We start from the raw sequence: 13,983 nt of genomic DNA, 5'->3' as shown, positions 1-13,983 counted from the left end.
GAGGTTTTAGCTATACCTGTAACTCCCCAGGCAAATTATTTGGCCTTCTGACAGGAGTTACAGCATGAAGCTAGCAGTAATGATGGGCACGCTGTGCATCGCCACCCTCGGTGTGGTGGGTTGTTCCAGCAAAACCGTCGCTCCCGATGAGTATTCCGGTTTCCTCAAAGACTACAGCCAACTCAAAGAGGCCAAATCCCCGTCCGGCGCCGAGGTGATGCGCTGGATCGATCCGAAGGTCGACATCAAGAAATTCACCAGTGTGTACATCGAGCCGACTCAGCTTTACCCGAAACCGCAACCGACCGCGAAGATCTCCCAGCAGACCCTCAATGGCATCACCTCCTACTACGATCAGGCGCTCAAGCGTGAAATCGGCAAAGACCTGCCATTGGCCACCGGCCCCGGCCCGGGCGTGATTGTGGTGCGTGCGGCGATCACCGCCGTGAGCAGCAAGACCGAAGGTCTGAACGCCTATGAAGTGATCCCGATTGCACTGGTCGCTGCCGCCGTCAGCACCGCCAGCGGTATCCGCGATCAGGAAACCACCCTGGCCACCGAAGCGGTGTTCCTCGATGGCGCGAACAACAAGGTCGTGGCGCAAGTGGTGCGCAAAGGCACCGGCAAGCCACTGGAAAATGACTCGCAGGCGATGTCGGCGAATGACGTCAAACCGGTGATCGATGGCTGGGCCTCGGACTTGCGTCAGTCGTATCTGAAACTCAAGTCCGGCAAATAACCGTAATCCCCTGGAGCTGCCGCAGCCTGCGGTAGCTCCTATTCGTCGTGCCAGGGACAAGGTTCAGGTTTTTTTCGCTAGCTCGCGAACGCGTTCTTCTTGAGCGCGTGCTTCGGGGGTGAACTCGGCACCGAAGTCTTCGGCAGAAAATATCTGGCGGATTTCAATATCAGACTCGCCCGGCATCGGATTGGGGCAGCGCTTGACCCATTCGATGGCTTCTTCTTTCGATTTCACTTCCCAGATCCAGTAACCCGCCACCAGCTCTTTGGTCTCGATGAACGGCCCGTCGATGACCGTGCGTTTGTCACCGGAGAAATGCACGCGAGCGCCTTTGCTGCTCGGGTGCAGGCCGTCGCAATCGATCAGGATGCCGGCCTTGACCAGTTCTTCATTGAAGTTGCCCATGGCGGTGATCAGCTCTTCGCTGGGCATGATGCCGGCTTCCGAATCGGCGCTGGCTTTTACAAGGATCATGAATCGCATGGCGGTTACTCCGTGGATTGTGGAGATTCGTTGTTTAGTCGAACGGGCCAGCGGTGAATCGACAGGGATCCTAAATAAAAGACCAGTAACACCACAGAATCCAATGTGGGAGCGAGCCTGCTCGCGAAAGCGCTGGGTCAGTCAGTATAAATGTTGGATCTGGAGGCCCCTTCGCGAGCAGGCTCGCTCCCACAGTGGGAATGGCGGTGGTTTTGTATACAGTTTTTCGCGCAGGCACCCAACAATTTCCAGGCAGGGCATAGGTCGTCGGACAATTTCGTGGTTAACTTCGGCCTCTTGCATGCTTTCCAATCAAAACATCAGAAGGACTCAAGTCATGGCTCAAGTCACCCTTAAAGGCAATCCGGTTCAAGTCAACGGCCAGTTGCCACAAGCCGGCTCCAAGGCGCCAGCCTTTTCTCTGGTTGCCGGCAATCTGTCCGACGTCACCCTGAAAGACTTTGCCGGCAAGCGCAAAGTGCTGAACATCTTCCCAAGCGTCGATACCCCGACCTGCGCCACTTCCGTGCGCAAGTTCAACGCTCAGGCCAATGACATCGCCAACACCGTAGTGCTGTGCATCTCTGCTGACCTGCCGTTCGCCCAAGCGCGTTTCTGCGGCGCCGAAGGCCTGGAAAACGTCCAGAACCTGTCGACCCTGCGCGGTGCCGAGTTCATCGAGAACTACGGCGTGGCCATCGCTGATGGCCCGCTGAAAGGCCTGACCGCCCGTGCCGTTGTGGTTCTGGACGAAAACGACAACGTCCTGCACAGCGAGCTGGTCAAGGAAATTGCCGAAGAGCCTAACTACGAAGCGGCGCTGTCCGTTCTCAAGTAAGCGCTTTTACAATTGTTAACGGCCTGGCCCTGTCCAGGCCGTTTTCATTTGTGTATCAGTGTTTTGCCTCACACCTTGAAACGTAAGTTGAAGGTAAATTGCCGGTAAAGCTGCTTTGCTTAATTCCCGTCAGTGCTTATCGTTCAGCCTCCCGTAGAAGAAGCCCACGCGCCCAATGGTTAATCACTCCATGCAATCGTCCCCCCGTAACTCCCGTCGCTGGCTGATCAGCCTGCTTGTTTTGTTGGTGATCGCCGTCCTGTGCTGGAAATTCTGGCCCGCCGGTTCAGCCCACAAAGAGGGTACAGACAAGGCCGCGGCCGGGCACACCGGGCGTTCGGGGATGATGCGGCCAGGCTTCGGTGGCGGCACCGGGCCGATTCCGGTGCGCGTGGCGCCGGCGGTCACCGGCGATTTTCCGCTGTACTACAAGGCACTGGGGACGGTGACTGCGCTCAACACCATCAATGTGCGCAGCCGGGTGGGCGGCGAGCTGGTCAAGATCAATTTCGAAGAAGGGCAGATGGTCAAGGCCGGTGACCTGCTGGCCGAGATCGACCCACGCCCGTACCAGAACGCCTTGCTGCAGGCCGAAGGCACCTTGCTGCAGAATCAGGCGCAACTGAAAAACGCTCAGGTTGACGTTGAGCGTTATCGCGGCCTGTACAAAGAGGACAGCATCGCCAAACAGACGCTGGACACCGCCGAAGCGCTGGTCGGCCAGTATCTGGGCACGGTCAAGACCAATCAGGCCGCGGTCAACGACGCCAAACTCAATCTCGAATTCACCAAGATCCGCGCGCCAATTGCTGGCCGTGTCGGTCTGCGCCAGGTCGACGTCGGCAACCTAGTCACCGCCAATGACACCACGTTCCTTGCGGTGATCACCCAGACGCAACCGATCAGCGTCGCTTTCACCTTGCCGGAAAACAGCCTGGAAACCGTGCTCGCCCGTTATCGCAGTGGCGCCAAGCTGCCGGCCGAAGCCTGGGATCGCGGCGACACCAAACTGCAAGCCACCGGTGTTCTGCAAAGCCTCGACAACCAGATCGACGTCGCCACCGGCACGCTGAAGTTCAAGGCCCGCTACGAAAACCGTGATCAGGCGCTGTTCCCCAATCAGTTTGTCAACGTTCACTTGCTCGCTGACACGCTGAAAGGCGTGGTACTGGCACCATCGGCAGCCATCCAGTTCGGCACCAACGGCACCTTCGTTTATGCGCTGGACGGCGACAAGAAAGTCACCATTCGTCAACTGAAGATCGGCGCCAGTGATGGCGAAAACACCGTGGTCACCGAAGGCCTGGCCGCTGGCGACCGCGTGGTGCTGGAAGGCACCGACCGTTTGAAGGAAGGCAGCGAAGTGGAAGTGGTCAACGACAGCAATCAAGTGCCGACCACCCCGACCGAACACCTGCAAGGCAAGTCCGCCGCCCAGACGCCAGACGCTGCGATCACTGACAAGGCCAAGAAGGGCGCATGAACATTTCGCGGCTGTTCATTCTCCGACCGGTAGCCACCACGCTGAGCATGCTGGCCATTGTTCTGGCCGGTCTGATCGCTTATCGCCTGTTGCCGGTATCGGCGCTGCCACAGGTCGATTACCCGACCATCCGCGTCATGACCCTGTACCCCGGCGCCAGTCCGGACGTGATGACCAGCGCCGTGACCGCGCCGCTTGAGCGCCAGTTCGGGCAGATGCCGGGCCTCACACAAATGGCCTCGACCAGTTCCGGCGGTGCGTCGGTGCTGACCCTGCGTTTCAGCCTCGACATCAACATGGACGTTGCCGAGCAGCAGGTGCAGGCCGCGATCAACGCCGCGACCAATCTGCTGCCCACCGATTTGCCGGCGCCGCCGGTGTACAACAAGGTCAACCCGGCGGACACCCCGGTGCTGACCCTGGCCATCACTTCGAAAACCATGCTGCTGCCCAAACTCAATGACCTGGTCGACACGCGAATGGCGCAGAAAATCGCCCAGATCAGCGGCGTCGGCATGGTCAGTATTGCCGGCGGTCAGCGTCAGGCCGTGCGGATCAAGGTCAATCCGGAAGCGCTGGCAGCCAACAGTCTGAACCTGGCGGACGTGCGCACCTTGATCGGCGCCTCCAACGTCAACCAGCCGAAAGGTAACTTTGACGGCCCGACTCGGGTGTCGATGCTCGATGCCAACGACCAGCTGACCTCGCCCAAGGATTACGCCAACCTGATTCTCGCCTACAAGAACGGCGCGCCGTTGCGACTCAAGGATGTGGCGGAAATCGTCGATGGCGCCGAGAACGAGCGTCTCGCCGCGTGGGCCAACCAGAATCAGGCCGTATTGCTGAACATCCAGCGTCAGCCGGGTGCCAACGTCATTGAGGTGGTCGACCGCATCAAGGCACTGCTGCCGAGCATCACCGACAACCTGCCGGCCGGCCTTGATGTCACTGTGCTGACCGACCGCACGCAGACCATTCGCGCCTCGGTCACTGACGTGCAACACGAATTGCTGATCGCCATCGCCCTGGTGGTGATGGTGACGTTCCTGTTCCTGCGGCGTGCCAGCGCGACGATCATTCCCTCGGTCGCCGTGCCGCTGTCGCTGATCGGCACCTTCGGCGTGATGTATCTGGCCGGGTTCTCGGTCAACAACCTGACCTTGATGGCGCTGACCATTGCCACCGGTTTCGTGGTCGACGATGCCATCGTCATGCTCGAGAACATCGCGCGCTTCATCGAAGAGGGCGACAGCCCGATGCAGGCTGCACTGAAGGGCGCCAAGCAGATCGGCTTCACCCTGATTTCCCTGACCCTGTCGCTGATCGCGGTACTGATTCCACTGCTGTTCATGGCCGACGTGGTCGGGCGGTTGTTCCGCGAGTTCGCCATCACCTTGGCTGTGGCGATCCTGATTTCGCTGGTGGTCTCGCTGACCCTGACGCCGATGATGTGCGCGCGTCTGCTCAAGCGTGAACCGGATGAGCATGAGCAGGGTCGTTTCTACCGCGCCAGCGGTGCTGTCATCGACTGGATGATCGCCGCCTACGGGCGCAAGTTGCAGTGGGTGCTCAAGCACCAGCCGCTGACGTTGCTCGTGGCCGTCGGTACCCTGGCGTTGACCGTGTTTCTCTATATGGTCGTGCCGAAAGGCTTCTTCCCGGTGCAGGACACCGGGGTGATTCAGGGCATTTCCGAAGCGCCGCAGTCGATTTCCTTCGCGGCGATGGGCGAGCGTCAGCAGCAACTGGCGAAGATCATTCTGGAAGATCCGGCGGTGCAGAGCCTGTCGTCCTACATCGGTGTCGACGGCGATAACGCCACGCTCAACAGCGGTCGCTTGCTGATCAATCTCAAGCCTCATAACGATCGCGATCTGAGCGCATCTGAAGTGATTGCGCGCCTGCAACCGCAACTGGACAAACTGGTCGGCATCCGCCTGTTCATGCAGCCGGTGCAGGACCTGACCATCGAAGATCGGGTCAGCCGGACCCAGTATCAGTTCAGTATGTCCTCGCCGGATTCCGAACTGCTCAGCCAGTGGAGCGGCCGTCTGGTCGAAGCGCTGGTTCAGCGGCCGGAACTGACCGACGTTGCCAGTGATTTGCAGGACAAGGGCTTGCAGGTCTATCTGGTGATCGACCGCGATGCCGCTTCACGCCTCGGCGTCTCGGTGGCGAACATCACCGATGCGCTGTACGACGCCTTTGGCCAGCGGCAGATTTCGACCATTTACACCCAGGCCAGCCAGTACCGCGTGGTGCTGCAAGCCCAGGCCGGAGAGAAGATCGGCCCGCAGGCGCTCGACCAGATTCACGTGAAAACCACTGACGGCGCGCAGGTGCGCCTGTCGAGTCTGGCCCATGTCGAGGAGCGGCAGGCGCAGCTGGCGATCACCCACATCGGCCAGTTTCCGGCGGTGATGATGTCGTTCAACCTGGCGCCCGGCGTGGCGCTGGGGCATGCGGTCGACATTATCGAACAGGTACAAAAGGACATCGGCATGCCGGTCGGCGTGCAGACCCAGTTCCAGGGCGCGGCCGAAGCCTTCCAGGCGTCGCTGTCGAGCACCTTGCTGCTGATTCTGGCGGCGGTGGTGACCATGTACATCGTGCTCGGCGTGTTGTATGAGAGTTACATTCACCCGATCACCATTCTTTCGACTTTGCCGTCGGCGGCGGTCGGCGCCTTGCTGGCGCTGCTGCTCAGCGGCAATGACCTGGGCATGATCGCGATTATCGGCATCATTCTGCTGATCGGTATCGTCAAGAAGAACGCGATCATGATGATCGACTTCGCCCTCGATGCTGAACGCACCCAAGGCATGGCGCCGGAACAGGCGATCTATCAAGCGGCGCTGCTGCGCTTCCGGCCGATTCTGATGACCACGCTGGCGGCGCTTTTTGGCGCGGTGCCGTTGATGCTCGCCACCGGTTCCGGCGCGGAATTGCGTCAACCGCTGGGTCTGGTGATGGTCGGTGGTCTGCTGGTGAGCCAAGTGCTGACGCTGTTCACCACGCCAGTGATCTACCTGTATTTCGACCGCCTCGGCCGGCGCTTTGGCAAGACCAATGCGGATGCCGAAGAGGTGTCGGTATGACTGTCAGTACACATAACCCCTGTAGGAGTGAGCCTGCTCGCGATGAGGCCAGCACCTGCAACATCAATGTAAACAGACACACCGCTATCGCGAGCAGGCTCACTCCTACAGGGGATTGGTGTGAAGTCGGGGTTTGTGGTCAATGAACCTCTCCGGTCCTTTCATCAAGCGCCCGGTCGCGACGATGCTGCTGAGCCTGGCGATCATGTTGCTCGGCGGTGTCAGTTTCGGTCTGCTGCCGGTGGCACCGCTGCCGCAAATGGATTTCCCGGTGATTGTCGTTCAGGCGAGTCTGCCTGGTGCCAGTCCGGAGGTCATGGCGTCCACCGTGGCCACGCCGCTGGAGCGCTCATTCGGCGCGATTGCCGGCGTCAACACCATGAGCAGCCGTTCCAGTCAGGGTTCGACCCGGGTCATTCTGCAATTCGACCTCGACCGCGACATCAACGGTGCCGCGCGCGAAGTACAGGCCGCGATCAACGCCTCGCGCAATTTGCTGCCGAGCGGGATGCGCAGCATGCCGACCTACAAGAAGGTCAACCCGTCGCAGGCACCGATCATGGTGCTGTCGCTGACCTCCGATGTGCTGGAAAAAGGCCAGCTCTACGATTTGGCCTCAACCATTCTTTCCCAGAGCCTGTCCCAGGTGCAGGGCGTGGGTGAAGTGCAGATCGGTGGCAGTTCGCTGCCGGCGGTGCGCATTGAACTCGAACCGCAAGCGCTGAACCAGTACGGCGTGGCGCTCGACGATGTACGCAAGACCATCGCCGATGCCAACGTACGCCGGCCGAAAGGTTCGGTCGAGGACGGTCAACGCCTGTGGCAGATCCAGGCCAATGACCAACTGGAAAAAGCCAAGGATTACGAATCACTGATCATCCACTATGCCGACGGCGCCGCGCTGCGCCTCAAGGACGTGGCCAAGGTCAGCGACGGCGTCGAGGACCGCTACAACAGCGGCTTCTTCAACGATGATGCGGCGGTGTTGCTGGTGATCAACCGCCAGGCCGGCGCCAACATCATCGAGACGGTCAACGAGATCAAGGCGCAACTGCCGGCGTTGCAAGCGGTGTTGCCGGCCAGCGTAAAGCTGAATCTGGCCATGGACCGTTCGCCGGTTATCAAAGCCACGCTGCATGAAGCCGAGATGACCCTGCTGATTGCCGTGGCGCTGGTGATTCTGGTGGTGTTCCTGTTCCTCGGTAACTTCCGCGCCTCGCTGATTCCAACCTTGGCCGTGCCGGTGTCGCTGGTCGGCACCTTTGCGGTGATGTACCTCTATGGCTTCTCGCTGAACAACCTGTCGCTGATGGCGCTGATTCTGGCCACCGGTCTGGTGGTGGATGACGCCATTGTGGTGCTGGAGAACATTTCCCGGCATATCGACGAAGGCGTCAAACCGATGCAGGCCGCGTACCTCGGGGCGAAGGAGGTCGGTTTCACCTTGTTGTCGATGAACGTCTCGTTGGTGGCGGTGTTCCTCTCGATCCTGTTCATGGGCGGGATTGTCGAGAGCCTGTTCCGCGAGTTTTCCATCACCCTGGCGGCGGCCATCGTCGTATCGCTGGTGGTTTCGCTGACGTTGACGCCGATGCTTTGCGCCCGTTGGCTCAAGCCACACACGCCGGGGCAGGAAAATCGCCTGCAACGCTGGAGCCGCCGCACCAACGACTGGATGGTTGGCAAATACGCCACCAGCCTCGATTGGGTGCTGCGCCACCGGCGTCTGACCTTGCTCAGCCTGCTGATCACCGTGGGCGTCAACGTCGCGTTGTATGTCGTGGTGCCAAAGACCTTTATGCCGCAGCAGGACACCGGCCAGTTGATCGGTTTTGTACGCGGTGACGACGGCCTGTCGTTCAGCGTGATGCAGCCGAAGATGGAGATTTTCCGCCGCGCCGTGCTCAAGGACGAAGCAGTTGAAAGTGTCGCCGGGTTCATCGGTGGCACCAACGGCACCAATAACGCTTTCATGCTGGTGCGCCTGAAACCCATCAAGGAACGCAATCTGTCGGCGCAGAAAGTCATCGAACGCCTGCGCAAGGAAATGCCCAAGGTGCCTGGCGCGCAACTGATGCTGATGGCCGATCAGGACCTGCAGTTCGGCGGTGGCCGCGAGCAGACCACGTCGCAGTACAGCTACATTTTGCAAAGCGGTGATTTGAGCGAGTTGCGCAAGTGGTATCCGAAAGTGGTTGCCGCGTTAAGGGCCTTGCCGGAACTGACGGCGATTGACGCCCGAGAGGGAGCGGGTGCGCAGCAAGTGACGCTGATTGTCGACCGCGATCAGGCCAAGCGCCTGGGCGTCGACATGGACATGGTCACCGCCGTGCTGAACAACGCCTACAGCCAGCGGCAGATTTCGACGATCTACGACAGCCTCAACCAGTATCAGGTGGTCATGGAGGTCAATCCGAAATACGCCCAGGATCCGGTGACGCTCAAGCAAGTACAGGTGATCACTGCTGACGGTGCGCGGGTGCCGCTGTCGACGTTCGCTCATTACGAAAACAGCCTGGAAGACGACCGCGTCAGCCACGAAGGCCAGTTCGCCTCCGAGGACATTTCCTTCGACATGGCCGAAGGCGTGACGGTGGAGCAGGGCAGTGCCGCGATCGAGCGGGCGATTGCCAAGCTCGGCCTGCCGGAAGATGTCATCGCGAAAATGGCCGGTACCGCCGACGCCTTCGCCGCGACGCAGAAAAGTCAGCCGTTCATGATTCTCGGTGCGTTGCTGGCGGTGTATCTGGTGCTGGGCGTGCTGTATGAAAGCTACATCCATCCGCTGACGATTCTGTCGACCCTGCCGTCGGCCGGTGTCGGCGCGTTGCTGTCGATCTATGCGCTGGGCGGCGAGTTCAGCCTGATCTCGTTGCTTGGGTTGTTCCTGCTGATTGGTGTGGTGAAGAAAAACGCCATTTTGATGATCGACCTTGCGCTGCAGCTGGAACGCCATCAGGGCCTGTCGCCGCTGGAGTCGATCCGCAGTGCTTGCCTGCAACGTCTGCGGCCGATTCTGATGACCACCCTAGCGGCGATTCTCGGTGCCTTGCCGTTGCTGCTCGGCCGGGCCGAAGGCGCGGAAATGCGCCAGCCACTGGGCCTGACCATCATCGGCGGGCTGGTCTTCAGCCAAGTGCTGACGCTTTACACCACGCCTGTGGTTTACCTCTATCTCGACAAGCTGCGCCATCGGTTCAATAAATGGCGTGGCGTGCGTACTGACGCCGCTCTGGAAACTCCGCTATGACTGACCGTTCGCTTATCAATCTGGCCACTGTTCGAGGCTCGCGTCTGCTGAGCCTGTCACTGTGCGTGGCGATGCTCAGTGCCTGCGCTGTCGGCCCGGACTACCAACGCCCGCAGACGGCCGAAATCGCCCAGTACAAGGAAGCCGCCGGCTGGACCCAGGCTAACCCGAGCGATTCGCTGGCCCGTGGCGCCTGGTGGGAGTTGTATGGCGATCAGCAGCTCAACGGGCTGATCGAGAAACTCAACAATTCCAACCAGACCGTCGCGCAATCGGAAGCCCAGTACCGCCAGGCCCAGGCCTTGGTGCGCAGCGCTCGCGGGGCGTTCTACCCCAGCGTTGACTTGAGTGTGGGCAAGACCCGCTCCAGTCAGGGCACCGGCAGCAGCAGTTCGAGCCTGAGCAGTTCGTCCAGTGGCATCCGCGACACCTATAACGCCGAACTGGGCGTCAGTTGGGAAGCCGATGTCTGGGGCAAGTTGCGCCGTGGACTGGAAGCTGATGAGGCCAGTGCCCAGGCCAGTTTTGCCGATCTGGCGGCCATGCGCCTGAGTCAGCAGTCGGAGCTGGTGCAGAACTACCTGCAACTGCGGGTGATCGACGAGCAGAAACGCCTACTCGAAGCCACGGTCGCCGCCTACGAACGCTCGCTGAAAATGACTCAGAACCAGTACCGCGCCGGGGTTTCCGGGCGCGATGCGGTAGCCCAGGCGCAGACGCAACTGAAAAGCACCCAGGCCGATCTGGTCGACCTGATCTGGCAGCGTGCGCAGTTCGAAAATGCTATTGCCGTACTGACCGGGCAAGCGCCGGCGGACTTCAGCATCGCCGAAGTGCAGACCATTCCGAAGCTGCCGCAGGTGCCGCTGAGCCTGCCCTCGCAATTGCTGGAACGGCGCCCGGACATCGCTTCGGCGGAGCGCTCGGTGATCGCCGCCAACGCCAATATCGGCGTGGCCAAAGCGGCGTATTACCCGGACCTGACCCTGAGCCTGAGTGGCGGCTACAGCAGCAGTACCTCGCAGAACCTGATCAGCCTGCCGAACCGTTTCTGGTCGGTCGGGCCGAAACTGGCGTTGCCGCTGTTTGACGGTGGCATTCGTTCGGCGGAAGTCGACCGCACCGAGGCGGTGTATGACCAGACCGTGGCCAAGTACCGGCAGACCGTGCTCGACGGTTTCCGCGAAGTGGAAAACTATCTGGTGCAACTCAAGGTGTACGAAGACGAAGCGGCGGTGCGCCAGGAAGCGCTCGATGCGGCCCGCGACTCTCTGCGCCTGACCGAGAACCAGTACAAGGCCGGTTTGATTGCTTACATCGATGTGGTGGTGGTGCAAGCCACGGCGTTGAGCAACGAGCGCAACGTGCTGAACATTCTGCAAAGCCGTTTGATTGCCAGCGTGCAACTGATTGCAGCGCTGGGCGGCGGTTGGGATGGGCAACTGGATGTCAGTGACGCCCAATAGATCACGCCATGGCCAAAATCCTGTGGGAGCGAGCCTGCTCGCGAAGGCGTCAATGCAGTCACTGATTATTTTGAATCCGAGAGCCTATTCGCGAGCAGGCTCGCTCCCACAATGATCGCGCAGGGTTCAGAAAGCCCCACTCCAGAGCTATCTCGGACGATCAAACAAGCGTTTCATCGGCTTGATGGCAATTTGATTACTTTGTCAGTGCGTTCTTCTGCGTAATCAGTACAATCGCCGCATTTGCCCGACCGAGAATGGACGCAGTCCGCGTTGGGTGGCCACGAGAAATCCCATGCTCATCGGTAGTTATTCCTCCACCCTGGTTTTCATTTCGTTGTGCGTGGCGATTCTCGCTTCCTACACCGCGCTCGACCTCACCGGTCGCATTGCCACGGCCAAGGGCCGGGCGGTGCATTTCTGGACCGCCGGCGGTGCGTTTGCCATGGGCATCGGCGTCTGGTCGATGCATTTCATTGGCATGCTTGCCTTCAAACTGCCGATCGACCTTGGCTACGACATCATCCTGACCGCGCTCTCACTGTTGATTGCCGTGTTGTCCTGCGGATTCGCCTTTTGGCTGGTCAGCCAGCCGAAGCTGCCGGTTCTGCAACTGGCCTTTGGTGCGCTGATCATGGGCGCCGGGATCAGTGCCATGCATTACACCGGCATGGCGGCGATGCGCATGACCCCGGGAATCGACTACGACCCGACGCTGTTTGGCGCCTCGTTGCTGATTGCGGTCGGCGCCTCGGCCGCGGCGTTGTGGATCGCCTTTCGCCTGCGTCAGCACTCGCCTTCTGTGCGCCTGATTCGTGCCGGCGCTGCGATCATCATGGGCATCGCCATTGTCGGTATGCACTACACCGGCATGGCTGCCGCGCAATTTCCTGATGGCAGTTTCTGTGGTGCCACGCTCAACGGTTTGAAGGGCAACGGCCTCGACAGCCTGGTGTTGATCACCACATTGGCGGTGCTGTCGATTGCCTTGCTGACCTCGATTCTCGACGCACGGCTTGAAGCGCGCACCGCCGACCTGGCGCACTCATTGACCGTCGCCAACCGCGAACTCACGCAACTGGCCCTGCACGACACCCTGACCGGCCTGCCGAATCGCATGCTGCTCGACGACCGGATCAATCAGGCAATGAAAAAGGTCCAGGAGCAGGGCGGCTGTTTTGCGCTGATGTTCATCGATCTGGACGGCTTCAAGCCGGTCAACGACGCGTTCGGTCATCACATGGGCGATCAGTTGTTGCGCGAAGTGGGCGTGCGTCTGCGCGAAGACTTGCGCGGCCAGGACACCTTGGCGCGCATCGGTGGCGATGAATTCGTGCTGCTCGTGCGCCTGACCGAACCCAATGATGCGCTGGGTCTGGCGGCACGTCAGGTCGGCCTGATCGCACAATCGTTTCGTGTCGCCGAGCACGACTTGCAGATCTCTGCCAGCGTCGGTATCGCCCTATACCCGGGCAATGGCCAGACCGCGCAGGAACTGCTGATGAATGCCGACGCGGCGATGTATCACGCCAAGGGCGGCGGCAAGAACGGTTACAGCTTTTTCGATGCATCAATGAACAACAACGCGCGCAAGCAGTTGCAGTTGTTGCAGGACCTGCGCGCGGCACTGGAACACAGCCAGTTCAGCTTGCATTACCAACCCAAGTTCGACGCCGCCAATGGCCGCCCGGTCGGCGCCGAAGCGCTGTTGCGCTGGCAACACCCTATTCACGGCATGCTGATGCCGGACAAGTTCATCGACCTGGCCGAGAAGTCCGGTCTGATCATCCCGATCGGCGACTGGGTGCTCAACGAAGCTTGTCGCCAAATGCGCGAATGGTACGTGCTCGGTTACACCGATTGGCGCATCGCGGTGAACCTGTCGGCGCTGCAGTTCTGTCACACCGGGCTGGTGCTCAGCGTGGCCAAGGCATTGGCCACGCACCACTTGCCGGCCAACAGCCTGACCCTGGAAATCACCGAAACCACGGCCATGAGCGATGCCGATGCGAGCATGACGGTGTTGCAGGAGCTGTCAGACATGGGCGTCGATCTGTCGATCGATGACTTCGGCACCGGTTATTCCAGCCTGATGTACCTCAAGCGTCTGCCGGCCAACGAGCTGAAGATCGACCGCGGTTTCGTGCGCGATCTGGAACATGACAGCGACGATGCAGCGATTGTCTCGGCGATTGTCGCGTTGGGGCAGGCGCTCGGTTTGCGCATTGTCGCTGAAGGTGTTGAAACCGGTGTGCAACAGGCGTTTCTGACTGAACTGGGGTGTGATTCGTTGCAGGGTTATCTGCTGGGGCATCCGATGCCGGCGGATAAATTCATGGAGGATATTGCGCGGGGAGAGCCGTTAGCGGCGGTCTGACTTCGCATAGACCGAAGTCGGGTACATCTGTGGCGAGGGAGCTTGCTCCCGCTGGGTCGCGAAGCGATCCATCTTTCAAAGCAAGGGCCTGCTGCGCAGGCCAGCGGGAGCAAGCTCCCTCGCCACAAAGGCAATGCAACTTCGAAACTGCGCGAGTGCTCAAGCCTTTGACACAGCCCATGCAAAACCCGCCAATGGCGGTTATTCTTCCCCCCGACTGTTACGTGTGCATCAAGGGGAAAGGCC

The 13,983-nt window shown here is 60.3% G+C and carries 8 protein-coding genes; 7 read left to right on the top strand and 1 reads right to left on the bottom strand.

Annotated elements, in window-relative coordinates; translation table 11 throughout:
• Nucleotides 1-64: 64 nt before the first annotated feature.
• A complete protein-coding gene (locus BK670_RS12930; protein ID WP_123450100.1) occupies nt 65-739 on the top strand; it encodes a DUF3313 domain-containing protein in 675 nt (224 codons plus the stop codon).
• Nucleotides 740-802: 63 nt separating this feature from the next.
• Here the strand turns inward: BK670_RS12930 and BK670_RS12925 are convergent, their stop codons facing one another.
• The gene (locus BK670_RS12925; RefSeq protein WP_123450099.1) at nt 803-1,225 is read right to left on the bottom strand and encodes a YciI family protein; all 423 of its coding nucleotides are present in this window, start codon (nt 1,223-1,225) and stop codon (nt 803-805) included.
• A 337-nt stretch (nt 1,226-1,562) separates the two neighbouring features.
• On the opposite strand from BK670_RS12925, the gene tpx reads away from it, so the two are divergent.
• From tpx to BK670_RS12895, 6 genes are all read left to right on the top strand, one after another.
• Entirely contained in the window at nt 1,563-2,063 is a 501-nt protein-coding gene (gene tpx / locus BK670_RS12920) for a thiol peroxidase (protein ID WP_007914372.1), read from the top strand.
• A gap of 175 nt (nt 2,064-2,238) precedes the next feature.
• Nucleotides 2,239-3,546 carry an MdtA/MuxA family multidrug efflux RND transporter periplasmic adaptor subunit gene (locus BK670_RS12915; protein WP_123450098.1) on the top strand — a complete coding sequence of 436 codons (1,308 nt, stop codon included), beginning with the start codon at nt 2,239-2,241 and terminating at the stop codon, nt 3,544-3,546.
• Nucleotides 3,543-6,644, top strand: coding sequence for an MdtB/MuxB family multidrug efflux RND transporter permease subunit (locus BK670_RS12910; protein WP_123450097.1), 3,102 nt, complete (start codon nt 3,543-3,545; stop codon nt 6,642-6,644). Before BK670_RS12915 ends, BK670_RS12910 begins: the two co-directional genes overlap by 4 nt.
• Before the next feature lie 142 nt (nt 6,645-6,786).
• On the top strand, nt 6,787-9,894 hold the full coding sequence (locus BK670_RS12905) for an efflux RND transporter permease subunit (protein WP_123450096.1): 3,108 nt from the start codon (nt 6,787-6,789) through the stop codon (nt 9,892-9,894).
• Nucleotides 9,891-11,360 (top strand): efflux transporter outer membrane subunit, encoded by a 1,470-nt coding sequence (locus BK670_RS12900; RefSeq protein ID WP_123450095.1) that lies wholly within the window; start codon nt 9,891-9,893, stop codon nt 11,358-11,360. The genes BK670_RS12905 and BK670_RS12900 overlap by 4 nt, the downstream gene beginning before the upstream one ends.
• A gap of 295 nt (nt 11,361-11,655) precedes the next feature.
• The gene (locus tag BK670_RS12895; RefSeq protein ID WP_123450094.1) at nt 11,656-13,737 is read left to right on the top strand and encodes a putative bifunctional diguanylate cyclase/phosphodiesterase; all 2,082 of its coding nucleotides are present in this window, start codon (nt 11,656-11,658) and stop codon (nt 13,735-13,737) included.
• Nucleotides 13,738-13,983 lie beyond the last annotated feature (246 nt).

The sequence above is a fragment of the Pseudomonas fluorescens genome, assembly GCF_003732425.1.
GTDB classification, from domain to species: Bacteria; Pseudomonadota; Gammaproteobacteria; order Pseudomonadales; family Pseudomonadaceae; genus Aquipseudomonas; species Aquipseudomonas fluorescens_BE.
The sequence above is the reverse complement of the archived record's forward strand: the minus strand, read 5'-3'. Positions and strand labels throughout refer to the sequence as shown.